We start from the raw sequence: 26614 nt of genomic DNA on the forward strand, positions 1-26614 counted from the left end.
TTTCCATCGGCTGGAACCCTGCATGAACCGTCCCCGACGCACCCGCCGCGCCCTGCTTGTCACGCTTTGCCTGATCCCCGTCGTCGCCCTGGCCGCCTGGCAGATCCTGCCACCGGGGCTTGATCGCTTCGCCACGGTCACGGTCACCCGCGGCGACATCGAAAGCAGCGTCACCGCCCTCGGCACCCTGCATCCGCGTCGTTACGTCGACGTCGGGGCCCAGGCCTCCGGGCAGATCCACAAGATCCACGTCGAAATCGGCGACCAGGTCAAGGAAGGCCAGTTGCTGGTGGAGATCGATCCGTCCACCCAGCAGGCCAAGCTCGATGCCGGGCGCTACTCGATTGAAAACCTCAAGGCCCAGTTGCAGGAACAACGCGCGCTCCACGACCTGGCGCGGCAGAAGTACCAGCGCCAGCAGCAACTCAGCGCCGGCGGTGCCACCCGCAGCGAGGATGTGCAGGCGGCCGAGGCCGAGCTGCGCACCACCCAGGCGCGTATCGACATGTTCCGCGCGCAGATTCTCCAGGCCCAGGCCAGCCTGCGCAGCGACGAAGCGGAGCTGGGCTATACGCGCATCTATGCACCCATGAGCGGTACCGTGGTCGCCCTCGATGCCCGTGAAGGCCAGACCCTCAACGCCCAGCAACAGACGCCGCTGATCCTGCGCATCGCCCGGCTGTCACCGATGACGGTCTGGGCGGAAGTCTCGGAAGCCGATATCGGCCACGTCAAAGCCGGCATGCACGCCTATTTCACCACCTTGAGCGGTGGCAGCCGGCGCTGGACCAGCACGGTCCGGCAGATTCTCCCGGTACCGCCCAAGCCCCTGGAAGCCGGGAGCCAGAGCAGCGGCAGTGCCAGCAGCAGTAGCAAAAGCGGCAGCTCGCGGGTGGTGCTCTATACCGTGCTGCTGGATGTCGACAACGCCGACCAGGCGCTGATGGCGGACATGACCACCCAGGTGTTCTTCGTCGCCGGCCAGGCGCAGAACGTCCTCACCGCGCCGATCGCCGCCCTGCAAGGCGACTCGCGGGCACAGTTGCAGACCGCCCGGGTGGTCAGCAGCAACGGCGAGATCCAGACACGTCAGGTACGCACCGGCATGAGTGACCGGCTACGGGTGCAGATCCTCGACGGGCTGGCCGAGGGCGACCATCTGCTGATCGGTCCCGCGACCGGCAGTGGAGGTTGAATGCAAACGCCACTGATCGACCTGCAGGACATCCGCAAGGCCTACGGCGGCGGCGACAGTCCCGAAGTGCAGGTGCTGCGCGGTATCGACCTGAGGATCCATGCCGGCGAATTCGTCGCCATCGTCGGTGCCTCCGGCTCGGGTAAATCGACCCTGATGAATATCCTCGGCTGCCTCGACCGGCCGACCTCCGGGCGCTACCTGTTCGCCGGTGAAAACGTCGCCGAACTCGACAGCGATGCCCTCGCCTGGCTACGCCGAGAGGCCTTCGGCTTCGTGTTCCAGGGCTATCACCTGATTCCTTCCGGCTCGGCCCGGGAAAACGTCGAAATGCCGGCGATCTACGCCGGCACCCCGGCCGCCGAGCGCCAGGCCCGCGCCAGCGCCCTGCTCGATCGCCTGGGCCTGGCCACTCGCAGCGGCAACCGCCCGCACCAGTTGTCCGGCGGCCAGCAACAACGGGTATCGATTGCCCGGGCACTGATGAACGGCGGCCATATCATTCTCGCCGACGAACCCACCGGCGCCCTCGACAGCCACAGCGGCGCCGAAGTCATGGCCCTGCTCGACGAACTGGCCAGCCAGGGCCATGTGATCATCCTTATCACCCACGACCGTGAAGTCGCCGCCCGGGCCAAACGGGTCATCGAAATCCGCGACGGCCTGATCATCAGCGACAGTGCCCGCGACACCCCCGGGCTGCAACGCGGCAACGACCCCGTCGCCCTCCAGGCGATCGACCTGCGGCAACGCCTGAGTGACGGCAGCGCCTACCGCGGCGCCTGGAAAAGCGAGCTGGTGGACGCTGTGCAGGCGGCCTGGCGGGTGATGTGGATCAACCGCTTTCGTACCGCCCTGACCTTGCTTGGCATCGTCATCGGGGTCGCCTCGGTGGTGGTGATGCTCGCGGTCGGCGAAGGCAGCAAGCGCCAGGTGATCGCACAGATGGGCGCCTTCGGCTCGAACATTATCTACCTGAGCGGCGCGCCGGCCGCGCCGCGGGCTCCGCTGGGGATCATCAGCCTCGATGACGTGGCGGCGCTGGCGGAGCTGCCCCAGGTGAAAATGATCATGCCGGTCAACGGTGCCGACGCCGTGGTGCGCTTCGGCAACCTCGACCACACCGCCTATGTCGGCGGCAACGACACGCAGTTTCCGGCGATCTTCAACTGGCCGGTGGTCGAGGGCAGTTACTTCACCCAGGCCGATGCCGACGCCGGGGCCGCCGTGGCGGTGATCGGCCACAAGATTCGCGACAAACTGCTCAAGGACGTGGCCGACCCCATCGGCCAGTACGTCCTGATCGAAAACGTGCCCTTCCAGGTGGTCGGCGTGCTCCAGGAAAAAGGCGCCACCTCCGGCGAGACCGACAGCGACGACCGCGTGGCGATCCCCTACTCGGCCGCCAGTGTCCGGCTGTTCGGTACGCACAATCCGGAATATGTCGCCATCGCCACCAGCGACGGGCGCAATGTCCGCGACGCCGAGAAGGCCATCGACCAGGTGATGCTGCGCATGCACGACGGCCGCCGGGACTTTCGCCTGACCAACAACGCCGCGATGATCCAGGCCGAGGCCCGCACCCAGAACACCCTGTCGCTGATGCTCGGCTCGATTGCCGCCATCTCCCTGCTGGTGGGGGGCATCGGCGTGATGAACATCATGCTCATGACCGTGCGCGAACGCACCCGGGAAATCGGCATCCGCATGGCCACCGGGGCCCGCCAGCGCGACATCCTGCGCCAGTTTCTCACCGAGGCGGTGATGCTTTCGGTGGTCGGCGGCCTGACCGGCGTGGTCCTGGCCCTGGCGGTCGGCGGCGTCCTGCTGCTGGCCAAGGTCGCCGTCGCGTTTTCCCTGAGCGCCGTGATCGGCGCCTTTGCCTGCGCGCTGGTCACCGGCGTTCTCTTCGGCTTCATGCCGGCCCGCAAAGCTGCCCGGCTCGACCCGGTCACAGCGCTTACCAGTGAATGATCGAATCCATGAAACCGCGCTTTTCCCTGTTGACGATTTGCCTGCTGCTCAATGCCTGCGGCGGGCCCGCACCGCGTTCCGACAACGCAACGCCAGCGCCGGCCCACTGGCAGTTCGAAACACAATACAGCGCCCAACAGACCAGCGTCCTCTGGTGGCAACGCTTTGGCAGTGCGGAGCTGGATCGATTGATCGAACAGGCCCGCGTCGACAGCCATGACCTCGCCGCCGCCCTCGCCCGGGTGCGCCAGGCCCGGGCCACGGCGGTGATCGCCGGCGCCCCGCTGCTGCCGCAAGTGACCCTGGGCCTGAATGGCAGTCGCAGCCAGTTGCTGAACAACCGGGACAACGCCGACAGTGACAACGACAGCAAAAGTTATGGCGCCAACCTCAGCGCCAGCTACGAGGTGGACTTCTGGGGTGGCGTGGCCGCCGCCCGCGACAGCGCCGTGCAGAGCCTGCGGGCCAGTGAATATGACCGGGCGACGGTGGAACTGACGCTGCTCGGCGGCGTTGCCGACCAATATGCCCGCACCCTGTCCGCCCGCGAGCAGGAAGCCATCGCCGGCCTGAACCTGAGCAACGCCCGGCGGGTATTGGCGCTGGTCCAGACCCGCTATGACTCGGGCTCGGCCACGGCGCTGGAACTGGCCCAGCAAAAGAGCCTGGTGGCCAGCCAGGAACGACAATTGCCGCTGGTGCGCCAGCAGGCCGGGGAGTCGCTGATTACCCTCGCGGCATTGCTCGGCCAGCCGGTCCAGAGCTTGCGCATCGGTGCCCAGCCGTTCAGCAGCCTGAGCTGGCCGTCGATTGATGCCGGCGTGCCGAGTGAACTGCTGCGCCGACGTCCGGACATTGCCCGGGCCGAAGCGCAACTGGCGGCGGCGCAGGCGGATGTCGAGGTGGCGCGAGCGGCCTTGTTGCCGAAGCTGACCCTGGGTGTCGGCCTCGGCTCGGAATCCACCCAGGCCGCCGATGCCCTGCGCACCCCCTTCTACACCCTGAGTGCCGGCCTGCTCGCACCGGTCTTCAACAACGGCCGCCTGCGGGCCGAGCGCGACCGGGCCACGGCGCGCCAGGAAGAGTTGCTGGAAAGCTATCGGGGCGCGATCGTCAACGGTTTCGCCGATGTCGAGAAGGCCCTTAACAGTATCAGCGGCCTTGATCAGCAACGACGTTGGCAGGATGAAGAGCTGAAGCAGGCGCAACGGGCCTTCGAGATTGCCCAGAGCCGTTATCAGGCCGGGGCGGAGGATCTGCTCACGGTGCTGGAAACCCAGCGCACGCTGTATGCGGCCCAGGACCAGAATGTGCAACTGCGGCTGTCGCGGGTACAGGCCAGTATTGCGCTGTACAAGGCCCTTGGTGGCGGCTGGCAGGCACAGTGACGGCCTGGCAAACCGTTTGACAACGGTGAGCCGGCTATCGCCATCGCCAGCAAGCCGGCTCCTACAGGTCCGTATTTCAACATAAATGATCGCCCGGCCCTTGTAGGAGCCGGCTTGCTGGCGATGGCGTCATTCAATCCACCATCACCTTCAAAGACACACCTACAGCAACCGATCCTTGATCGACAGATGCCGCGCATACCACGGCCGACGCGGTACCCGGCGCAACAAACTGGCCAGGTCCTTCTCGGGGGTAAAGGTAATCCGCAAGGCCAGCTTCATGGTCTCCGGGTCCATCTCCACCGTCTTGCCCATGTTCAATCCCGGCGTGGTGCTGCAACCATGGGTGGTCGGCCCGAGCCAGGGATCGTCCACTTCCACCCAACGCCCCGGGGCAAACCAGGGCACGCCATTGACCTCCAGGCGCGTGACCGCCCCCGGGTGAAAACGCTCGTGCGCGCGGAACCAGTCCTCCAGCCGATCATCGATCCAGCCATGGAACATCCAGAACACCGGGTTCACATGGGAGGAAAACGGGTCGCCGAGAAAGTCGTTCTGTGGCGTAAACCAGCGTGGGGCAAAGTCGGTGAACTCCCGCGCCATGGGCACCGGCGCACCGTTGGAAGGATCGCGCGCCACCGAAGCCCAGCGCATATGCAACCAGTCATGCAGCCCCAACTCGACCTCGGAACCGAACTGGCCCAGGGTCAGGCGGGACAGATAACGCGGATCGCTGTAGCGCGATTCCCAGGCCTGGAAGTTGCTGTGCCAGGTCTCGGCACTCTTGATATCGCTGACCCATTGGCTGTAGTCGTCGTCACTGCTGGCCAGCCAGGTCGGCGGCACGGCGCAGCCATCCTGGTTATCGAAATAACGGGCAAAGCCCTGGCGATCACGTTCCAGCTCCGGCTGCGGCAACGGGAACCGGCGCCAGGACGGCAAGGGCTGCATCGAGCGGGCCATTTGCAACATATGCCGGTGCATGAAGAAAAAGTCGATGCCCGAACCGTTGCGATCCTTGCGCGGCCCACGGGCATCACGCTCCTTGTCCCGGGGGCCGGGCTGCCAGCCGATACCGCGCAAACCGTTGCGCTTGTCTTCGGAGAGGGTGTGCCATTTGTCCCGGGAGGCATGCCAGAGCTGGTGGAACAAACGATGCTCGGGCGACACCAACCTGGCCAGCAGGGAGGCGTCCAGGCCGATACGCTCACGGGCCTCGGGAAACACCTGCTTGACCGCGACAAAGCGGTTATCCAGTTGCGCCAGGGCCAGCGGCCGGTCCAGGCGCTCGACATGACCGCTCAAGGTGCCACTGCCGGCGTTGCCGAAGGTGTCCCAGACTTCGTCCAGGACCAGACTCAATTCATACAGCGGCATCCCGGCGTCGCCCTGGCTCAGACGCCAGAACAAACGGGCACCGTCGCTCGCGGCAAGATCGCCGACCAGCCGCCAACGGGGTTCGGCATCGGCCCGCAGTGCCTGGGCGGTATCAATGAAACCGCGCAGGCCACGCCCCCGTGGGGCGATATCGATGAACAGTTCCAGGCCGTCCAGCGGCAGGCCTTCCAGGCCCGCGTCGCGCCCTTCAAAACGCAGGCTCCAGATCCCGCGCAGGTTGTTGGCCAGGCGCTGGCCGGCCGTGTCGAGCAGATCGACCGTGGCCTCGCCCGGCGTGACGGGCTCCTTGTCCCGGGTCAGTTCGCGGTGCGCGTAATAAGCCGCGGGAACAGCCACGCCCGTGAGCGCCAGGCCCGCCATGAAGCCTCGTCGAGAAATCGTCATCGCCCTACCTGTGTCAGCCCTGAAGCAGGCTTTATCCAAGCTAGAACGTTGCACTGCGTAGGAAATTTAGCCGGGCGCGGCGCCTAAATTAGAACGTACGCCATCCGTTCTTCCCAGATAGCAACATCGGCAAACCACAATGAGATGGCAATGATAAAACCGCGTTCGAAAAAGGCTCTCTACATCGGCCTGCCGCTGGCCCTGGGGCTCTGCGCCGCCGCAGCCTGGCTGACCTGGGACCTGTGGCCCAACCCCGGTTACTCGCTGAAGATCATGAAGCAGGCCGACGAGCTTCAGGACCGGATCATCAGCTTCGACAGCCATATCACCGTGCCCCTGACCTTCGGCACCGAAGGCCGCGAAGCCGACAAGGATGGCAGCGGCCAGTTCGACCTGGCCAAGACCGGCCGCGGACGGCTTTCCGCCGCCGCGCTGACGGTGTTCGGCTGGCCGGAAATCTGGAACGGGCCGAACGCCCCGCACCGCCCCACCGCCGGCTTTGTCGAGGAAGCACGCAAACAGCAGGAAGTGCGCTACCAGATCATCAGCGGCCTGGCCCGTGATTTCCCCAACCGCGTCGGCATCGCCTACAGCCCCGACGATATGCGCCGCCTGCATGGCGAAGGCAAGTTCGCGATCTTCATCAGCATGCTCAACGCCTACCCCCTGGGCCACGACCTCGATCGCCTGGACCTGTGGGCCGCGCGCGGCATGCGCATGTTCGGCTTCAGCTACGTGGGCAACAACGACTGGGCCGACTCCTCGCGCCCGTTACCGTTCCTCAACGACACGCCGGATGCCCTCGACGGCCTCTCCGAGATCGGCAAGCAGGCCGTGCACCGCCTCAACGACCTGGGGGTGATCATCGACGTCTCGCAGATGTCGACCAAGGCCCTGGAGCAGGTCAGCCAGCTGAGCCGCACGCCGATGGTCGCCTCGCACTCGGCGCCCCGCGCCCTGGTGGATATCCCGCGCAACCTCAGCGACAAGGAAATGCAGCTGATCAAGAACAGCGGCGGCGTGGTCCAGATCGTCGCGTTCCCGGCCTATCTGCGGCCGTTGAGCCAGCACACCCAGGACAAGCTCAACACCCTGCGCAAACGTTTCGACCTGCCGCCGCTGCCCAACCTGGCCATGGCCCTGATGCCCGGCGACCCGATCATCACCGTCTGGCCGGAACAACGCTTCGGCCAATACGCCAGCGCCCTCTACGGGATTCTCGACGAGGAGCCCAAGGCCGACCTCAAGGACTTCGGCAACGCCATCGACTATGCGGTGAAGAAGATCGGCATCGATCACGTCGGCATCAGTTCCGACTTCAACGACGGCGGCGGCATCGACGGTTTCAAGGATGTCAGCGAGGCGCGCAACGTCACCGCCGAACTGCTTGAGCGTGGCTACTCCGAAGCCGATATCGCCAAGCTCTGGGGCGGCAACTTCCTGCGGGTCTGGGACCAGGTGCAGAAAGCCGCCCGCCCCGGCACCCCGCCACCCACCGCCACGCTCTCGCGCCAGTGAATTGCCCATGACCGATCGCAGAACCTTCCTCAAGCAGGCCGGCGTACTTGCCGCCGGCCTGCCCCTGGGTGCCATCCTGGACGCCCTGGCCGCCAGCCCGGTCACGACTCCCGCCACGGCCGCGAACCCGGCGTTGTCCACGGACAAGTGGACCGGGTTGCGCCAGTTGTTCGACCAGGACCCCGACTACCTGCACTTCTCCAACTTCCTGGTGACCTCTCACCCCAGGCCCGTGCGTGAAGCCATCGAGCAGCACCGCGCCGCCATCGACCGCAACCCGGGCCTGGCCATGGACTGGGACCTGGAGGAAACCTGGAAACGCGAAGCCCAGGTCCGCCTGTGGGCCGGGCGCTACCTCAAGGCCGAGCCCGGGCAGATCGCCCTGACCGGCAGCACCACCGAGGGCCTGGCGATGATCTACGGCGGCATCCATGTGCGCCCCGACCAGGAAATCCTCACCACCGAACACGAACATTATTCGACCCGCAATCTCTTGCGCCTGCGCAGCGAGCGCGAAGGCACCCGGGTGCGCAAGATCAGCCTGTTCAAGGACCCGGCGCTGGTTTCCGCCGACGAGGTGATCGGCAATATCGACCGGGCGATCAAACCCGAAACCCGGGTGCTCGGCATGACCTGGGTGCAATCGGGCAGCGGGGTGAAACTGCCGATCGGCCAGATCGGCCAGTTGGTCGCCGAACACAATCAACAGCGCGACGACAAGGACCGGATCCTCTATGTCGTCGACGGCGTGCATGGCTTTGGCGTGGACAACCTCGATTTCCCGGACATGCACTGCGACTTCTTTATCGCCGGCACCCACAAGTGGATGTTCGGCCCCCGCGGCACCGGCATCGTCTGCGCCCGTTCGCAACAGGTCAGGGACGTCAGCCCGCTGCTGCCGACCTTTTCCGAAGACACCAACTTCGCCACCTCCATGAGCCCCGGCGGCTACCACGCCTTCGAGCATCGCTGGGCGCTGGACAAGGCCTTCGAACTGCACCTGCAACTGGGCAAGGCCGAGGTCCAGGCGCGTATCCAGCAGTTGAACAGCCTGATCAAGCAACGCCTGCGGGCCGACCCACGGATCGAACTGGTCACGCCGATCAACCCCGAACTGTCCGCCGGCTTCAGCTTCTTCCGGGTCAAGGGCCAGGACAGCGACAAGGTCGCCGCCTACCTGATGCGCAACAAGGTGGTGGTCGATGCGGTGGATCGCGATGTCGGTCCGGTGGTACGGACAGCGCCGGGCCTGCTCAACAACGAAGCCGAGATCGACCGTTTCATGGCCCTGCTGGGTAAACAGTTGTGACCGCCAACGCTTTCTGATTTCCATTCCTTGCCTGCGAGAAACTTCATGAAATTCCACCTGTTTGCTTCCCGGTCTCGCGTCGGCCTCTGGCCCGCCCTGATCCTCAGCGCCCTGCTCGGCGCCTGGCTGCCCGGCGTCGCCCTGGCCGCTTCGCCGCCGCTGCCGGGCAAGGTGTTCAAGGACTGCAAGGATTGCCCGGAAATGGTCGTGCTGCCCGCCGGCACCTTCACCATGGGCACCCCCGAGGACGAAGTCGGACGCGAAGCGGATGAAGGTCCGATGCACCCGGTGACCTTCAAGAAGGCCTTCGCCGTCAGCCGCTTCCAGGTGCTCAGCGGTGAGTGGAAGGCCTACATCCATGACACCGGCTACAAGATGCCGGACGGCGATACCCGTCCCGGACGCGAATGCCTGGCCGGCCAGCCGCGCTACCCCCAGGGTGACCGGCAACCGGCGGTGTGCATGGACGCCCACGAGGCCCAGGCCTATGCCGACTGGCTGTCGAAAAAGACCGGGAAAAAATATCACCTGCTCAGCGAGTCGCAACGCGAATACGCCGTGCGTGGCGGCACCAGCGGGCCGTTCCCCTTCCCGTTCGACAAGGACAAGGGCTACAGCATCGCCGAACACGCCAACACCTACGGCCCGGCCGACGGCTTCAGCTACACCTCGCCGGGCGGCAGCTTCCCGCCGAACGCCTATGGCGTGTATGACGGCCACGGCAATGTCTACGAATGGACCGCCGATTGCTATGTCGACAGCTATGTCGGCGCACCCGCCGACGGCAGCCCGCGCCTGGACAGCAAGGAATGCGAGGACCGCCGGGTGATTCGCGGCAATGACTGGACCGAAGCCCCGGTGTTCTCACGTTCGGGCAATCGCAATGAACGCAGCGCCATCACCCGTGGCGACTGGCTGGGCTTGCGGGTCGCCCGCGAGCTCTAAATCCCGACCCCATCGACTCGTCTACAGAGTTCAAGGCGCCTTCCGGGGCGCCCGCTTCTACAGCCCCTTCACGAGTAGCCCCCATGCCTGTCCCAGCCCCAAGTCTCGCCCGGGAAACCTTCAGGATCCTCAAGCCGTTCTGGCTGCTGGTCGTACTTTCGGCCGTATTGGGGATCGTCAGCGGCCTCAGCGTCACCGGCCTGCTGGCCACCGTCAACAACGCCATGAACGCCGCCGCCGGGCCCGACAGCCACACCGCCCTGCTGTTCGGCGGCCTGTGCCTGCTGACCCTGGCCTGCTCCACCGTGTCCAACCTACTGACCAACTATGTCGGTCAACAGGTGGTTGCACGCCTGCGCCGCGAACTGGCCGCCCAGGTGCTGGTGGCACCCATCGAGCAACTCGAACGCTACCGCGCCCACCGCCTGATTCCGGTACTGCTCGGCGACGTCAGCACCCTGAGTACCTTCGCCCTCTCGGTGGCGCCGATGGTGATCGCCTTTACCGTGACCCTGGGCTGCCTGTCCTACCTGGCGATGCTCTCCTGGCAGATCCTGCTGCTGACCGTGGTCACCGTGGTCATCGGCTCCGGCGCCCAATGGCTGGCCCACCGCTACGGCATGCGCAGCATCCTCAGCGCCCGCGACGGCGAAGACGAATTGCAGAAGCACTACCAGGCAATCTCGGCCGGGGCCAAGGAACTGCGAATCCAGCGCAAGCGTCGCCAGCACATGCACGACGAACAGATCCACGGCACCACCGAACGGATCTGCCGCGCCAACATCCGTGCGGCGAATATCTTCGTCAGCGCGGAGACTTTCGGCTCGATGCTGTTTTTCGCCGTGATCGGTATCGCCATCACCTTCCAGGCCCTCTGGCCCGGCACCGACCGCACCGTGCTCGGTGGTTTCGTGCTGGTCATGCTGTACATGAAAGGCCCGCTGGAACGCCTGATCAACACCCTGCCGATCATCAGCCGCGCGGAAATCGCCTTGCGCCGGATCGCCGAACTGTCCTGGCAATTCTCCTCGCCGGAACCGCACCTGCTGATCCAGGACCGCCAGGCCGTCCCGGCGCCGCTGCAAAGTATCGAGCTGCACCAACTGCGTTATGACTACCCGCAGGTCGAAGGCAGCCAGGCCTTCCACCTGGGGCCGGTGAACCTGACCATCAAGCAGGGCGAGATCCTCTTTATCGTCGGCGAGAACGGCTGCGGCAAGACCACCCTGATCAAGCTGCTGCTGGGGCTCTACAGCCCGCAACAGGGCGAAGTGCGCCTCAACGGCAAGGCAGTGACCGCCGAGGGCCTGGATGATTACCGGCAGTTGTTCACCACCATCTTCGCCGACTACTACCTGTTCGACGAAGTGCTCCAGGGCGACGACCTGCTGCCCCCGGAATCGATCAAGTACCTGGAGCGCCTGGACATCGCCCACAAGGTCAGCATCCGCGACGGCCGCTTCACCACCACCGACCTGTCCACCGGCCAGCGCAAGCGCCTGGCGCTGATCAATGCCTGGCTGGACCAGCGCCCGGTGCTGGTGTTCGACGAATGGGCCGCCGACCAGGACCCGGCCTTCCGCCGGGTGTTCTACACCGAACTGCTGCCCGAGCTGCGCCAGCAGGGCAAGACGATCATCGTGATTTCCCACGACGACCGTTATTTCCCGGTGGCCGACCAGTTGGTGCGGATGCAGGCCGGACAGATCAAGGTCGAGCGCCGCGAAGAACAGCACGCCTTCGCTGAAAACGCCTTCTCGTAACACCAACATCCCGTGTAGGAGCCGGCTTGCCGGCGATGGCGACCTTGAGAGCGATGTAAGGCTTGAGGGCCAATCGCCGGCAAGCCGGCTCCTACACATAGAGACCGCAGCATCCTCCCGTCGCAACTTTTTTCACTTTTCTTTTCCGTCTTTGTCGACCTCATACGTCTTTATTTCAAATGCAAAAAATTCTCACTCGCTTCCCCAGCAATTTTGATAAGAGCAGACACAATGCCAAAACAACACCGACTCACGCCCCTGAGCAAAGCGTTGCTGGTTCGCCAGCTGTTCTGCTCGCCACCGTCGCTGGCCGTCATGGGGATGGCGCTGGCACTGCCTCTGGCGGCACAGGTCCAGGCCCAGGAGTTTGAATTCAACATCGGCGCCCAGCCGTTGGGCGCCGCCCTGCAGGAACTGGGTCGCCAGGGCAATATCCAGATTCTGTACAACCCGGAGCGGGTCCAGGGCCTTCACGGTGCACCGGTCAAAGGCGTGTTCACCCCCGGCCAGGCCGCCAGTGAGTTGCTGAAAAACACCGGCGTCGACTACAACCTGCAGGGCGACACCCTGACCCTGAGCGACACGGCCGCCGCCAAGGGCGCGGGCCTGACCCTGGCTGCCACCAACGTCAGCGGCCAGGCCCTGGGTACCAATACCGACGGCACCGGTTCCTACACCACCGGCGCGGTGACCATCGGCAAGACGGCCCAGAGCCTGCGTGAAACCCCGCAGTCGGTCACCGTGATCACCCGCCAGCAGATGGACGACAAGAACCTCACCTCCCTCGACCAGGTGATGGACCAGGCCACCGGCATCACCTTGTCGAGTCGCAACTTCGGCGACAACCAGTACAACTCCCGCGGCTTCGAGCTGGGTGCCGACTCCTACATGATCGATGGTGTCCCCGGCCTGAGCTACAGCCCTACCGGCTGGATCACTCCGGACACCGCGGTGTTCGACCGCGTGGAAATCCTCCGTGGCGCCGCCGGCCTGCTGGTGGGCAACGGCAACCCCGGCGGCGCGGTGAACCTGGTGCGCAAACGGCCGAGCGCCGACCCGCACTACTCCATCACCACCCGCATCGGCTCCAACGACTTCTACCGCACGGACCTCGACGCCACCGGTCGCCTCAACGACTCGGGTTCGGTGCGCGGGCGCATGGTGGTCGCCTACGAAGACCGGCACTACTTCTATGACGCCGCCAGCAGTCGCAAACCGGTGTTCTATGGCATCGTCGAAGCCGACCTGAACGATGACAACACCCTGTCCGTGGGCCTGCGCAACCAGACCAGCGTGACCAACGGTTACTCGATCTTCGGTTTGCCGCGCTACAGCAATGGCCAGGCCCTGGGGATCTCCCGCGCCACCTCGCTGGCGCAGAACTGGAACCGCCATGAAAACCAGCAGACCGAAGTCTTCGCCGAGCTGGAACACCGCTTCAACGAAGACTGGAAGAGCAAGACCTCGGTGACCCGCAGCCAGGGCTCCTTCGATCAACAGGCGGCGTTGCCACGCGGTAGTATCAATCCGGTCACAGGCACCGGATCAAATCTGATCGACGCGCTGTTTCGCCAAGACTCCGTAGTCAGCACCGGTCTGGATACCAACGTCACCGGCAACTTCAACGCCTTTGGCCTGGAGCACTCGGTGATGATCGGCGCCAACTGGTCGGATCAAAAGCTGCGCACCAAGGAAACCGACATCGATCTGGACACCCCGATCGATGTATTCGACCCCGACCACAATGCCGTTGCCGAGCCATTGCGCACCGGCTGGGACCAGATCACCGATGACGACACCCGGCGCTACGGCGTCTATGGCAACACCCGCCTGCATCTGACGCAAGATCTGAGCCTGGTGTTGGGTGGCCGGCTGTCCTGGTACGAGTACCAGACCAAGGACGCGCTTCACGGCGGAATACAATCGAACAACCAGAAGAATCAGTTCACCCCCTTTGCCGGCTTGATCTATGACTTCAACGATAAATGGTCCTGGTACGCCAGCTACGCGGATATTTTCCTACCGCAAAGCCAGTACCGTACCGTCAGCGGCAGCCTGCTGGACCCGGCCATCGGTACCAACTATGAAACCGGCGTCAAGGGCGAGCTGTACGACGGTCGTCTGAACGTCTCGGCGGCGGTGTTCTACATCAAGCAGAAAAACGTTGCGGTGCAGGATCCGAATGCTCAAGACATCACTTGCCCAAGCAGCTTCAGCCAGACCTGCTACATCGGTGGCACCGTTCAGCGCAGCAAGGGCTACGAGCTGGAAGCCAGCGGCGAGGTGCTGCCGGGTTGGCAAGTGGCTGGCGGTTACACCTTCAACGTCACCGACTCGAGCACCGGTGGCCCGACCGACTACCAGACGCCCAAGCATATGTTGCGGGCCTCGACCACCTACAACCTGCAAGGCGACTGGAACCGCCTGACCGTGGGCGGCGGGGTCTCGGCACAGAGCGGTTATTCGACGAATGTCTATGGGCCAAACGTATCCAACGGCGGGCGGGCCGTCTGGGATGCCCTGGCGTCGTACAAGATCGACAAGAACTGGAAAGTCGGCCTGGACGTGAAGAACGTCTTCGACAAGGTCTACTACAAATCCGTGGGTGAACTGGGACGTGGTAACTACTACGGCGATCCACGTACCTACATGCTGACCATCCGCACGGACTTCTGACGCTCACAGCGACCGCCTGCACGGCGGTCGCCTCCCACGTCGGCAGTTACTCGGGATCAACCTCGACATGCACCACGCACCCGGGCTTGCGCAATTCGAGCTGCCGCGCGGCTTCCGGTCCCAGGCCCGGGTTGCGGTCCAGCCAGATCTCCTCCAACTGTCCGAACGAAACCAGCACGTCGACAGCAGTGGCATCGATCCCCGTCTCGAACAATCGCAAGCGGCGGCAGGTACTGATCGTGGTCAGGGCCTTGAGCTTCACAAGAACCTGCGAAGTGATCGCCGCTCCCGCTAACAGCATCTCTTCAGCAGAGGTCAGTCCACCCAACTGGTCCAGATCGAGAAGCGCCCCGTCGAGCAGCACCAATCCCCACCAACAGCCATCACGCCCGATCCGCACGCCGTAGGTTTCATCGTCTCCGATCTGCTTGCTCATCAAGCGTCCATTCTCGAACCAGGTCGTCGTCTCGTCACCTGCAGCGAGCGCCTTCGGTTCACCCGACGCGTACCACTCCCGGCGGTTTTCGTCGGAAACGAAGCCATTCAGGTATTCGAGTTCGGCAAAGCAGCGGCCGCTCGCGGTGAACGAATACGCGATGCCTGTGAACGCCAGGCCCTGATAAAGCTCAGGACCGTAGTCCTCGTCCATTTTCAGTGACCTTCTCTCGACCCGCTTGCCGCCTGCGGGAAGGGTCAGCCAGTCAGCGGATGGACCTTCCACCAGGCCGGCATCCACGCTGACGATCTCCGTCAGAACGCTGTCCTCGCCGACCCGGTAGGCCAGGCCCGAAAACGCCGTCCCTTCAAAGAGAAATTTGCCAGCCTCGTCCCGGGTCAGAAAATCCGCTCTTATTCGAAATGTCATCCCGTGATCACCCTGACTTTTCTCGCTCCGCCCAGCAGAATGCCACGGCAGTTGATGCAGGCGACGAAACGATTGCCCTGCTCGCCTGCCTCCTGAAGCTTGTAGGTAGCCACCGTAATGTCTTTCGGTTCGATACCGACGACACCGTTGAAAATATCGTTGACTGCCAGCACTTCGGCATGTACACCCGGTACACCACGCGTGAGGTCAAATCCCAAGTCAACGGCATCTCCCCTCGTCAACACCCGCTCGATATATTCACGGATCATCTCCTTGGTGGCCGCGTGCAGAGCGATCTGATGCTGGGTCGACAAATGCGTCGCCACCCAATTCGCCCCCGTGACGGACTGATTCGCCAGGTTCGCCCCCGCATTCTTGTCTTTACGGATCGCCTTCAGGAAGGGTTTGAAAATGGCACGGCCGTTGGCGCTGTAGTTCAAGTTGACCCGACGCTGGCTTTCCTTCGTGTAGTACTTGTGCGCGGCGGCATAGGCCACGGCGACATCGGTATCGCGCAAACGCTCGTATGTGGGCTCGTCAACAAGATCTTTGCCATCGAAGCAGGCCGCGATCGGTTTCCGGCAATCGTTGCGGGTCTTGCGATCCAGATAGTCGTCCAATGAGAACGTCTCCAGCTTCACTGCGTCCCCATTGAGCAGAAGCTTCCCACCCGCGATCCTTGCACCACAAGTGACGCTCTGGGTCTTGTCGAGAACCTTCTCCGGCTCGGACGTCCAGTTCGTCCAGTCGAAAGCCGGTACCGCTCCCAAGCCGGCAACACCGCCGCCCTTGACCCAGACTCGCAAACTGGCGGCAATGAAGTCCTCCTTCTTGAGCTCAGCGACAGCGGTAGTGAGCGTATCGTCCTTGAATACGCTCATCTTGGCGGAAGGCGTCAGTGTCAACACTCCCCCTTTCGTCCAGAATTCCTCGCTCGGCGCCTTGATGTCCAGTCGCGCCGAGGTAAATGAGCCGCTCCCGTTCTGGTTGTGAAGCTGCCGTGTCAGTGGCTTGGGGCCGGGGGCCAGGGCGTCGCTGTCCTGACCTTCACGATACTGCCACAGGACAAACTCCAATGGCTCGACCAGGAGTTCCCCTTCTATTTCAGCCGACTCGAACCGCCAGTAGCGGTCCACTTCCTCCCGCGCGCTGGAGAGTTTGAAGACGGGCTTCGAAGTGCCTGCCGCCAGCCCTTTGACCCATAGCTCGACGGGTGGCTTTGCGAACTCCATTTCGGTACCGGAACCATAAGCCTCTGCGCCCTTGAGGCACTTGATCTTCCCATCATAGGTCAATACCGCCTTGAGATCGGCCAACTCGGCTGCCTTCGGCAGCGCTGTACTTGTCGCTTTCAACGTCAGTTTCGAAGCCGTGGTGTTGAAGTCCTTGTACCCGCGATCAAGCAAGACGATGGGATCGCACGTCATTTCAGGTTTTATGACCGCCACGGTCATGACAAAGGTTACGGTGGTGATCGTTCCAGCGCGATTGGCCCGAACGTTGATCGCTTTGTCGGCGACTTCTGTCGTTTCAACATCCTTGTCGACCAGGAATCCATCGGCGCTTCTGGGGAACACCGTGCTGGTCGTCACCCGGCACAAGTCGGCCGGCAGCCCCTGCACGCCCAGCTCCAGCCTGCATGGATCGCCCAAGGCACGAGCAGCCCGCGCGATAAGCCCCTCGGGACTGGCTGCCGTGACAACACCGGCAATGCTGACTTTGGCCTTGGCCAACGGCTTTACCACCTCACCGGGCCATTGCTCATTGACCTGTACGATCAGTTCCCAAGGTTTGGCCAGGGAGACAGTCGTCCTGGTCCCCTTGGCGACGGGCTTGGCGCTGTTTGTGCCGGTGAAACCGGTCGACGTATGCGTCACGCTGACAGCGTGCGTCTCCTGATCATCGAACACCAGGGTGAAGCACAGCTCCGCGGGCAGTGTCACGGGGCTGATTGCCAGACCGTCGACTGTCACGGAAAACTGGATGCCCAGCAACGGCCCCTTGTTCGTCGAGGCCTTGTGCACTGGACAAACCGTCAGGTAGTAGCGCGGTTGAGGACAAGCCTCGATCGGATCGACAGTGCCAAGAAAGTATCTGCTGTACGCCATGGATCAGACTCTCGCATTCGCCTCGACGAACGCCAGCAGGTCCTCCGGCGGTAAGTCTTCATCACTGAGAAGGGATTCGGCCGGCGGCTGCCAGCCCGAGCCCGCGACGACAACGGCGCGGGCGAAGCGCAGCAACTCAGGCCGCGTCCGCAGGCCGTAATCCTGCGCCAGCTTGACGGCATCATGAACGACACGATCAAGAGGCTCGACCACGCGCGGATCGTTGCGCAAGGCCAGTATCGCCCGCACTTCAGCCGCGATCGAATCGAGAAATCGCTGCCATTCGGCCCGTGTAAATGAATCGAGTTGAGCTTGTCGGATAACGATCATGATTTTTCGAGTGTCGCTGCCCCCCGACGGGGAAGTCAAGGGCAGCGGCATCCCTTCATGGATCGTGCTATTGCTCGGCCAGGCACTCCAGCACTGCATTCAACAACGCAGGACTGAGGATGACACTGTCATGGCTTTCCTCCAGCACCCTGGATCCCGCCAGGCCGTTGACCGAACACTCACCCTGCAACCGTGCCTCGGCCTCGTGAATCTGCGCGGCACTGCGGCTGCCCGTCGCCCACCAGCAATCGACCTTCACCGACAAGGGTTTCAGGCTGAAAGCCTCGCTCAACAGAGCATTGGCATGCAACAGGCGATACCCGGTCTCGATCTCATCCTGCAGCGCGATATCGCGGTGGATCTCGCGCAGGCGTTCGACACTCACTCCACCTGCCTCGGCCACCTGTTCGATCACCCGCTCGACCACCGCCTGCTCGTCACTCAAGCTGGCACGCGCCTGCTCCAGGAAGCCCAGCACCGTCGCTTCATCGAGCCCCGGCACAAAGGCCAGCAGGCTGCTCAACAACGGGCCATACAACCCGGGCTCCTCGACTTGTGGATCAACGTCCGCTCCAGGCTCGGCGGCACGCTCCTCGACACCCCGGGGCATCAGCGAATCCACCAGCCCGACAAAACTCACCCGCTCACCCGCCTGCTCAAGACGATGGGCGACCTCGATGGCCAACGCCCCACCCAATGACCAGCCCAACAGGTTGTAAGGCCCGTGTGGCTGGGTGGCGCGGATCTGCTCCAGGTAGTAAGCGACCATGCCGTCCCAGGACTCGTCGAACCAGCCCGGCACCACATAACTCTTGTTGACCAGCCCATAGACCCGACGCTGGTTGCCCAGGGTCCCGGCCAACGGATAGTAGGCGTAGGCCCCGCCGCCGCCCGGCGGCAGGCAGAACAGTGGGCTGCGGTCATTGCGGCAGGCATTCATGGCGATCACCGGCGACTTGACCCGCGCCTCCCCTTCCCGCAGGAAATCCGCCAGCGCCTCCAGGTTCGGCAGCAACAGGAAGTCATGCAGCTTGATCGTCACATCAAATGCTTCACGCAGGCGCCCGACCAGGGCAATCACCAGCAGCGAGTGACCGCCACGCTCGAAGAAATTGTCATCCAGCCCGACCCGCTCGACCTCCAGCACCTGCGTCCAGATAGCCGCCAGGCGTTGCTCCAGTTCGGTACGCGGAGCCCGGTAGACCGGCCCCGAGGCATTCACATCCGGCGCCGGCAACCCGCGGCGATCCAGCTTGCCGTTCGGGCTCAGCGGCATGCCTTCCAGCAGCACCAGATGAGCCGGCACCATATGCTCCGGTAATTGCGCCTTGAGATGGGCCTTGAGCGCGTCACGCAACGGGGCTTGCGCCACCGGTCCGGCGTCAACCAGGTCACGTTCGACCGGCACCAGGTACGCCACCAACTGCTTGCCCAAAGGCCCGTCGATATCGATGACATTGGCTTCGCGCACCCCCGGATGCTCCTGCAACCGCGCCTCGATCTCACCCAGTTCCACGCGCAAGCCGCGAATCTTGATCTGATGGTCGAGGCGCCCGGCGTATTCGATCACTCCCTCGTCGCGATAACGGGCCAGGTCGCCGGTGCGATACAGGCGGCCACCGTGCTCGTCGAACGGGTCCGGGACAAATCGCTCGGCGGTCAGCGCCGGACGCCGGTGATAACCGCGCGCCAGGCCGACACCACCGAGGTACAACTCGCCAGCGGCACTGAACGCGGCCGGCAGCAGGCCGTTGTCCAGCACATGGCCCTTGAGGTTGTCGATCGGTCGACCAATCGGCACGCTCAGCTTGTCGTCGATCGTGCAGGTCCAGTGGGTGACGTCGATGGCGGCTTCGGTCGGACCATAGAGGTTGTACAGCGCCGTCTCGGGCAGACGCTTCAGCACCTCCTGGGACAACTCGGCCGGCAGCGCCTCGCCACTGCACACCAGGCGTCGGATGCTGCGGCAGCGCTGCCCATCAACCCCGACCATGAACACCTGCAACATGGACGGCACGAAATGCAGGGTGCTGACCTGATAACGCTCGATGCTTTCCATCAACTGTTGCGGATCGCGGTGCTCGCCCGGCTTGGCGATGGCCAGGCGGGCGCCGGTCAGCAGCGGCCAGAAAAATTCCCAGACCGACACGTCGAAGCTGAACGGAGTCTTTTGCAGGACCGTGTCATCGGCCTTCAGGCCATAGGCCTTCTGCATCCAGGCCAGACGGTTGTACAGCGCCCGATGACTGTTGCCGGCACCCTTCGGTCGCCCGGTGGAACCGGAGGTGTAGATCACATAGGCCAGATGGTCCGGCAAGGTCAGGTTGCGTGGGTTCTCCTCGCTGGCGGCAACCGCCTCGGGAACATCCAGGCACAGGCTGCGCACGTGGGCCGGGATCGGCAGGGTCTCCAGCAGATGACGCTGGGTCAGCAGCAGGTCGATGCCGCTGTCTTCGATCATGTAGGCCAGACGTTCGCGGGGATACTCGGGGTCCAGCGGCACATAGGCGCCACCGGCCTTGAGGATCGCCACCAGGCCGACCACCATCTCCAGGCTGCGCTCGGCGGCGATGCCCACCAGCACATCCGGGCCCACTCCGCGCTCGCGCAGGCGGTGAGCCAGTTGGTTGGCCCGGCTATTGAGCTGGCGATAACTCAACTGCTGTCCGTCGAACAGCAACGCCGGTGCGTCCGGCGAGCGCTGCACCTGGGCCTCGATCAGGCTGTGCAGGCACCAGGGACCCGGATAGTCGGCATGGGTCTGGTTCCACTGTTCCAGCGTCTGCCGCGCCTCGGCCTCAGCAAGCATCGGCAGCTCGCCCAGGCGTTGCCCGGCCGACTCGGCCAGGGCCAGCAGCAGGTGCTCGAAATGCCCGGCCAATTGCACCACCGCCGCGTCCGAGAGCTGTTGCCGGGCGTAACGGTAGTCCACCGACATGACCTCGCCCACCTCCACCACCAGGGTCAGCGGATAGTGGGTCTGCTCCCGGCTCTGCAAGCCACTGAAGGCCAGCCCGTTGTCAGCGCCCTGCGCCAGGACCTGCGAAGTCGGATAGTTCTCGAACACCAGCAGGGTGTCGAACAGCGCTTCGCCGCTCCAGCCGGCCCAGCGCTGGATGTCGTACAGCGGGGTGTGCTCGTGTTCACGCAAGGCCAGGTTGCGTGCCTGCACCTGCTGCACCCAGTCGCCGACCTGTAGCTCCGGTCCCGGGCTGCCCAGCACCGGCAGGGTGTTGATAAACAGGCCCAGTTGTTCCTCGACACCAGGCAGGTCCGCCGGACGCCCGGACACCGTGGCGCCGAAAGTGACACTGCGCTGGCCGGTGTAGCGTTGCAGCAGCAACAGCCAGGCCGCCTGCACCAGGGTGTTGAGGGTCACCCGCTGCTCGCGGGCGAACTCGCCCAGGTGCAGGGTCCGCGCCGCGTCGAGGGTCTGGCGATATTCGCCATAACCACGGGCGTCGACCACGCCACCGGCCTTGAACGCCTGCACCAGGCGGGTCGGTTCGGCGAAAGCGGCCATCTGCTCGGTCCAGAAACGCTGATCGGCGCCGCTGTCCTGGCGTTGCAGCCACTGGATGTAATCGCGCAGGCGACTGCCGGGCGGCGTCACCCCTTGCCCGTTGTAATGTTCCAGCACCTCGCCCAACAGCCGCGCACTGCTCCAGCCGTCCAGCAGGATATGGTGGTTGGTGTAGATCAGGTGGTGACGCTGTTCGGCGGTGCGCAATACCGTCAGGCGCAACAGCGGGTCACCAGCCAGGTCGAAGCCGCGTTGCAGATCCGCGTCGGCCAGCTCGGCCAACAACGCTTCAAGGCCATCGCGGCCACGCAGATCCTGCTCGACAAACGCCAGGGCCTCGGTTTTGCGAATCACCTGCACCGGCTGTCCGCTGCCGTCGGCAAAACGCGCCCGCAGCGCCTCGTGACGATCGATGGCGGCCTGCCAGGCGGCGCGGAAACGCGGCACATCGAGCCCCGTCACATCGACCCGCATCTGGTTCAGGTAGTTGCCCGAGGCCGGTGCCGACAGGCTGTGGAACAGCATGCCCTGCTGCATCGGCGACAACGGATAGACATCCTCGATGTCCCGCGCCGCCACCGGCAGACGATCCAGCTGGGCCTGGTTCAGGCCCGCCAGCGGGAAGTCCGAGGGGGTCACGCCGTGGTGCTCCTCGCGGACACAGTGCGCGATCACCTCGGCCAACGCCTGCTCGTACGCCGCCGCCAGGCCCTCGATGGTTTCGCCGCGATAGACCTCGCCACTGAAACTCCAGTCCAGTTGCAACTGGCCGTTGTAGACCTGGCCATTGAGGCTCAGCCAGTTACCCAGCGGTGCCTCTTCACTCTGGCTCACACCGCTGTCATCGGCGCTCGGGGTCAACAGCGCGCGCTCGCCAGGAGCGGCGTCGGTATCGAACTGCCCCAGGTAGTTGAAGGTCACCCGGGCTTCGGGCAACGCCTGCAAGGCCGCGACGGTCTCGGCATCGCCGAGGTAACGCAGGATGCCGTAGCCGATGCCCTTGTTCGGCACCGCGCGCAATTGTTCCTTGATGCTGCGGATACTCGCACCCGGCTCGCCCTCGGGCGTGAGCCGCAGCGGAAACAGGCTGCTGAACCAACCCACGGTGCGGCTCAGGTCGAGGTCCTCGAACAGGTCCTCGCGACCGTGGCCTTCCAGCTGGATCAGTGCCGAGGCCTGCCCGCTCCAGGTGCACAACACCTGGGCCAGGGCAGTCAGCAGCAGGTCGTTGACCTGGGTACGATAGGCCGCCGGGGCGACTTTCAACAGCTGTTGGGTAAGGTCTTGGCTCAGGCACGAACGGGCATAACGAACCTGGCGCCGGGTATTGGTCCCCAGCGGATTGTCCCGGGGCAACTCGCCTTCCATGTGCCCGAGGCTCTGCAACCAGTAGTCGCGCTCAGCCTTGAGCAGCGGGCCATGGGCATAACCTTGCAGGTGCTCGGCCCAGGCCTTGAGCGAACTGCTGCGGGCTGCCAGGACCGGCGAACGTCCCGCTGCCAGGGCGGTATAGGCCTGTTGCAGGTCCTCAAACAACACACGCCAGGACACCCCGTCCACCGCCAGATGGTGAATCACCAGCAGCAAACGCTGTTGCCCTTGCGGCAGGTTGACCAGCACTGCCCGCAGCAACGGCCCCTGTTTCAAATCGAGGCTACGCTGGGCTTCGTCGGCCAACTCGGTCAGGCGTGCCGGATCGTCGAGTGTGTGCACCCACAACGGATCCATCGCGGGGCCCGCGCGGAAGCTCGCCTGCCAGACGCCGTCCCTCAGATCGAAGCTCAGGCGCAGGGCCTCGTGCCGTTCGATCAGCATGTGCAGGGCATTGCGCAGATGCGCCGGGTCCAGGGTTGTCGACGGTTCCAGCATCAGCGCCTGGTTCCAGTGCTGACGCTGGGGGATTTCCAGCTCGAAAAAGCGCGCCTGGATCGGCAGCAGCGGCAGGCTGCCCTGCACCATCTCGACCACCTCGGCCTTCTTCTCGATCAACCGGGCCACCGTCGCCAGTTGGCCGATGGTCTGCTTCTCGAACAACTGCCGGGGGATCAACTTGATGCCCTGGCGCTTGGCCCGGGCGATGATCTGCAAGCTGAGGATCGAGTCGCCGCCCAGCTCGAAGAAGTTATCGGTGCTGCCGACCCGCTCCAGCTTGAGCACATCGGCCCAGACCGCCGCGAGCTTCTCTTCGATCTCGCCGACCGGCGCGGTGTAACGCTTGCCGGCGACGCCAGGTTTGGGCAGCGCACGCTTGTCGAGCTTGCCGTTGGCGGTCAACGGCAGGCGTTCGAGGGCGACGATATGCGCCGGCACCAGATACTCCGGCAGTTCGGCCAACAAGGACTGGCGCAAGGTCTCGACTGCCAGTTCGGTTCCGGAGACAGGCACACAATAGGCGACCAGTTGCAGGCGCGAGGCATCGCTTTCCAGCGGCAAGGCCAGGACCACCGCCTCACGCACACCGTCCAGGCCTTGCAGCACCTGCGCGACTTCGCCGGGCTCGACCCGGTAGCCACGAATCTTCACCTGGTCGTCGGCCCGACCGAGGTATTCCACCCGGCCGTCAATCGCCCGCGCACGGTCGCCAGCGCGGTACAGACGCTCGCCGTGCCGGGACTCGGGATCGGGTACAAAACGTTCGGCGGTCATTGCCGCCCGTCCCAGATAACCCTGGGCCAGGCCGGCACCACCGAGGTACAGCTCGCCGGCGACGCGTTCCGCCACCGGATTGAGCCAGGCGTCCAGCACCCGCGCCTGATCGTTGGCCAGGGGTCGCCCCACCGGCACCGTGCGACAACCCGCCAGGCGCTCCCGGACTTCGTGGGTCAGGATGCCCACGGTGGTTTCCGTCGGCCCGTAGTGATTGACGATGCGGCACTCCGGCGCCAGGCGCCGGATCTGCTCGATCAGCGCCCAGGGGCTGGCTTCGCCACCGAGGACCAGCAACTGCCGGGGCAGCACGTCCGCCGGCCGCGCGGCCTGCAGCAGGCCCTGCAAATGGCTCGGGACGATTTTCAGCACATCCACCCGGTGCTCGGCCATATAGGCGGCGAAACCGTCGGGGTCGAAGGCATGTTCGGCGGCCATCAGGTGCAGTGGGCGCCCGGATGCCAGGGCGCCGAACAGCTGGGTATGACCGAGGTCGGCGGCAATGGTCGAGACCAGCGCCATGCTCGCCCCGGGCGCCAGGTCCAGGCGTTGCAACAACGCCTGCACATAGTTCGCCAGGGCCTGATGGCTGATCAGCACGCCCTTGGGCTGCCCGGTGGAACCGGAGGTGTAGATGATATAGGCCGGCTGTTCCGGCAGGACCTGGATCGCCAGGGATTCGGCGCTGCACTCGGCCCATTGTCCCGGGTCATGGGCCAGCACCGGGCAAACACCCAGGCCGGCGGACTTGTCATCGCCCGGCGCATGCATCAGCAGCGTGGCGGCACTGTCCTTGAGCAGTTGCTGCAAACGTTCCCTCGGCTGCGCCGTATCCAGCGGCAGGTAGACCGCGCCGGTTTTCAGCACGGCGAGCAGCCCGATCACCCACTCGAAGGAACGCTCCTGGCACAGGGCAATCACGTCCCCGCGACCAATGCCCTGGGCGCGCAGGTAATGCGCCAGTCGGTTGGAGCGACGCTCCAGTTCGTCGTAGTCGATCGATTGCCCCGTGGCATGTAATGCCGCCTGACCCTGCCCGATCCGCCGCCCCTGTTCCCAGAGGGCGAGGAAATCCGTAAAGGGCCATGGCGCGGCCTGGTGCTCGATGGGCTGGGCGGCATTGCCGGGTTGTTCCAGCAGCGGTTGCTCAACGGCGTGCGCCAGTTGCTCCAGCACCTGACGCCAGGACGCGGCCATGCGCTCGATGGTCGCGGCCTCGAACAGGTCCGTGGCATAGGTGAAGCTGGCCTCGACGCCCTGTGGAGTGTCGGTGAAATCCAGGGCCAGGTCGAAACGGGCGTCGGCGACATCGATGGCAAAGGCTTCGACGCTCAGGTCCTGGGCCTTGTCTCCAGCGCCGGCAGCGGCCAGCACGTTCTGGTTGATCTTGACCTGGAACAGCGGGTTGTGACCAAGGTGGCGCTCCGGGGCCAGGGCTTCCACCAGTTGTTCGAAAGGCAGCTCCTGATGGGACTGGGCGCCGGTCACCACCTGTTTCACCTGTTCCAGTAGTTGCTCGAAGCTGGCGCGTTCGTCCACCTGCACCCGCAGGACCTGGGTGTTGATAAAGAAGCCGATCAGGCCTTCCAGTTCCTCGCGGCTGCGTCCGGCATTCGGCGCGCCGATGCGGATATCGGCCTGGCCGCTGTAGCGCGAAAGCACCACGGCCAGCGCCGCCAGACTGAGCATGAAGAGAGTCTGGCCGTTCTGCCGGGCCAGGTTCTTGAGTTGCGCCGAGAGAGCGGGCGTCAGGTCGCTGTGGACGATGGCGCCGCGGTAACTCGGTTGCGCCGGACGCTCGCGGTCCAGGGGCAGCTCCAGCAACGGATGTTCGTCGCCCAGTTGTTCTTTCCAATAGGCCAACTGGCGCTCGCCCTCGCCGGCTTCGAGCCAGGCCCGTTGCCAGATGGCGAAGTCGGCGTACTGGATCGGCAGTGCCGGCAAGCCGCCCCCCACAGGGTTGGCGGCGCTTTCGAGTTCGCCGAGGTAGAAGCGGATGAATTCACGGACCAACACCTCCCCCGACCAACCGTCGGAGATGATGTGGTGCATGCACAGGGTCAGCACGTGTTCGGCTTCGCCCAGGCGGAACAGCCTGACCCGCAGCAGCGGTCCTTCCAGCAGGTCGAACGGCGCGCTCAACTCGGCGGCGACCAAACCCTTGAGGTGCTCCTCGGCGCTGTCGGCGGCAGTCGCCAGGACGTCGACCCGCACCAGGCTCACCGCGGACTGCTCAAGAATCTCCTGATGAAACGCGCCCTCATCCGAGACAAAGCGCGTGCGCAGGCTTTCATGCCGCCGCACCAGCTGTTCCAGGGCCCGACCCAGCGCCGCTTCATCCAGGCTGCCGCTCAAGCGCACGGCCATCGGTACGTTATAGGCGCTGTTAGCCGGTTCCAGTTGCCAGAGAATCAGCATCTGCTGCTGGGCATAGGACAGCGGAATGCGCGGGACCTCATGACGGGTGACGGCGATCGGCAGCAGCCTGAAGCTCTGCCCGGTGGCCTGCATCTTCTCCAGGATCTGGCGGCGCTGGTCCAGGGGCAGGCCGACGAAGCGCCGGGCAATCCGTTGTGCCGTGGTGGTATCCAT

13 protein-coding genes are annotated in these 26614 nt (G+C 64.5%); 8 read left to right on the forward strand and 5 right to left on the reverse strand.

The annotated features are described in order from the left end of the window. Nucleotides 1-22: 22 nt before the first annotated feature. From CWE01_RS21110 to CWE01_RS21120, 3 genes are read left to right on the forward strand one after another with little or no spacing between them, the layout of a single operon-like run. Nucleotides 23-1195, forward strand: a complete 1173-nt coding sequence (locus CWE01_RS21110; RefSeq protein WP_100942481.1) for an efflux RND transporter periplasmic adaptor subunit — start codon at nt 23-25, stop codon at nt 1193-1195. Continuing rightward, complete coding sequence (locus tag CWE01_RS21115) at nt 1196-3169, forward strand: MacB family efflux pump subunit (RefSeq protein WP_100942482.1); 1974 nt, start codon at nt 1196-1198, stop codon at nt 3167-3169. Nucleotides 3170-3177: 8 nt separating this feature from the next. Next, nucleotides 3178-4557, forward strand: coding sequence for an efflux transporter outer membrane subunit (locus CWE01_RS21120; protein WP_100942483.1), 1380 nt, complete (start codon nt 3178-3180; stop codon nt 4555-4557). Nucleotides 4558-4719: 162 nt separating this feature from the next. Here CWE01_RS21120 and CWE01_RS21125 read toward each other — a convergent pair whose 3' ends face one another. After that, entirely contained in the window at nt 4720-6339 is a 1620-nt protein-coding gene (locus CWE01_RS21125; RefSeq protein WP_100942484.1) for a PvdJ/PvdD/PvdP-like protein, read from the reverse strand. A gap of 150 nt (nt 6340-6489) precedes the next feature. Between CWE01_RS21125 and pvdM the strand changes: the two genes are divergently transcribed. The 5 genes from pvdM to CWE01_RS21150 all read left to right on the forward strand — a co-directional run bounded on the left by pvdM (nt 6490) and on the right by CWE01_RS21150 (nt 14550). Then, entirely contained in the window at nt 6490-7857 is a 1368-nt protein-coding gene (pvdM, locus tag CWE01_RS21130; RefSeq protein ID WP_100942485.1) for a pyoverdine-tailoring dipeptidase-like protein PvdM, read from the forward strand. A 7-nt stretch (nt 7858-7864) separates the two neighbouring features. Further along, nucleotides 7865-9166, forward strand: a complete 1302-nt coding sequence (locus tag CWE01_RS21135; RefSeq protein WP_100942486.1) for an aminotransferase class V-fold PLP-dependent enzyme — start codon at nt 7865-7867, stop codon at nt 9164-9166. A 45-nt stretch (nt 9167-9211) separates the two neighbouring features. Then, nucleotides 9212-10111, forward strand: a complete 900-nt coding sequence (locus tag CWE01_RS21140) for a formylglycine-generating enzyme family protein (protein WP_100942487.1) — start codon at nt 9212-9214, stop codon at nt 10109-10111. 83 nt (nt 10112-10194) lie between these two features. After that, entirely contained in the window at nt 10195-11874 is a 1680-nt protein-coding gene (locus CWE01_RS21145) for a cyclic peptide export ABC transporter (RefSeq protein ID WP_100942488.1), read from the forward strand. A 231-nt stretch (nt 11875-12105) separates the two neighbouring features. Beyond that, nucleotides 12106-14550, forward strand: a complete 2445-nt coding sequence (locus CWE01_RS21150; protein WP_100942489.1) for a TonB-dependent receptor — start codon at nt 12106-12108, stop codon at nt 14548-14550. 46 nt (nt 14551-14596) lie between these two features. Here CWE01_RS21150 and CWE01_RS21155 read toward each other — a convergent pair whose 3' ends face one another. The 4 genes from CWE01_RS21155 to CWE01_RS21170 all read right to left on the reverse strand — a co-directional run bounded on the left by CWE01_RS21155 (nt 14597) and on the right by CWE01_RS21170 (nt 26614). Next, complete coding sequence (locus CWE01_RS21155; RefSeq protein ID WP_100942490.1) at nt 14597-15415, reverse strand: hypothetical protein; 819 nt, start codon at nt 15413-15415, stop codon at nt 14597-14599. After that, entirely contained in the window at nt 15412-17523 is a 2112-nt protein-coding gene (locus tag CWE01_RS21160) for a YwqJ-related putative deaminase (protein ID WP_100942491.1), read from the reverse strand. Before CWE01_RS21160 ends, CWE01_RS21155 begins: the two co-directional genes overlap by 4 nt. 3 nt (nt 17524-17526) lie before the next feature. Further along, nucleotides 17527-17853, reverse strand: a complete 327-nt coding sequence (locus tag CWE01_RS21165) for a hypothetical protein (protein WP_157815253.1) — start codon at nt 17851-17853, stop codon at nt 17527-17529. Between the two features lie 67 nt (nt 17854-17920). Further along, a complete protein-coding gene (locus tag CWE01_RS21170; RefSeq protein ID WP_100942493.1) occupies nt 17921-26614 on the reverse strand; it encodes a non-ribosomal peptide synthetase in 8694 nt (2897 codons plus the stop codon).

Origin of the sequence: Pseudomonas sp. QS1027 (assembly GCF_002814235.1) — a bacterium.
GTDB lineage: Bacteria > Pseudomonadota > Gammaproteobacteria > Pseudomonadales > Pseudomonadaceae > Aquipseudomonas.

Coding starts and splice junctions, on each gene's coding strand:
- CWE01_RS21110 (WP_100942481.1), top strand. CDS start 23: ATGAACCGTCCCCGACGCACCCGCCGCGCCCTGCTTGTCACGCTTTGC.
- CWE01_RS21115 (WP_100942482.1), top strand. CDS start 1,196: ATGCAAACGCCACTGATCGACCTGCAGGACATCCGCAAGGCCTACGGC.
- CWE01_RS21120 (WP_100942483.1), top strand. CDS start 3,178: ATGAAACCGCGCTTTTCCCTGTTGACGATTTGCCTGCTGCTCAATGCC.
- CWE01_RS21125 (WP_100942484.1), bottom strand. CDS start 6,339: ATGACGATTTCTCGACGAGGCTTCATGGCGGGCCTGGCGCTCACGGGC.
- pvdM (WP_100942485.1), top strand. CDS start 6,490: ATGATAAAACCGCGTTCGAAAAAGGCTCTCTACATCGGCCTGCCGCTG.
- CWE01_RS21135 (WP_100942486.1), top strand. CDS start 7,865: ATGACCGATCGCAGAACCTTCCTCAAGCAGGCCGGCGTACTTGCCGCC.
- CWE01_RS21140 (WP_100942487.1), top strand. CDS start 9,212: ATGAAATTCCACCTGTTTGCTTCCCGGTCTCGCGTCGGCCTCTGGCCC.
- CWE01_RS21145 (WP_100942488.1), top strand. CDS start 10,195: ATGCCTGTCCCAGCCCCAAGTCTCGCCCGGGAAACCTTCAGGATCCTC.
- CWE01_RS21150 (WP_100942489.1), top strand. CDS start 12,106: ATGCCAAAACAACACCGACTCACGCCCCTGAGCAAAGCGTTGCTGGTT.
- CWE01_RS21155 (WP_100942490.1), bottom strand. CDS start 15,415: ATGACATTTCGAATAAGAGCGGATTTTCTGACCCGGGACGAGGCTGGC.
- CWE01_RS21160 (WP_100942491.1), bottom strand. CDS start 17,523: ATGGCGTACAGCAGATACTTTCTTGGCACTGTCGATCCGATCGAGGCT.
- CWE01_RS21165 (WP_157815253.1), bottom strand. CDS start 17,853: ATGATCGTTATCCGACAAGCTCAACTCGATTCATTTACACGGGCCGAA.
- CWE01_RS21170 (WP_100942493.1), bottom strand. CDS start 26,614: ATGGATACCACCACGGCACAACGGATTGCCCGGCGCTTCGTCGGCCTG.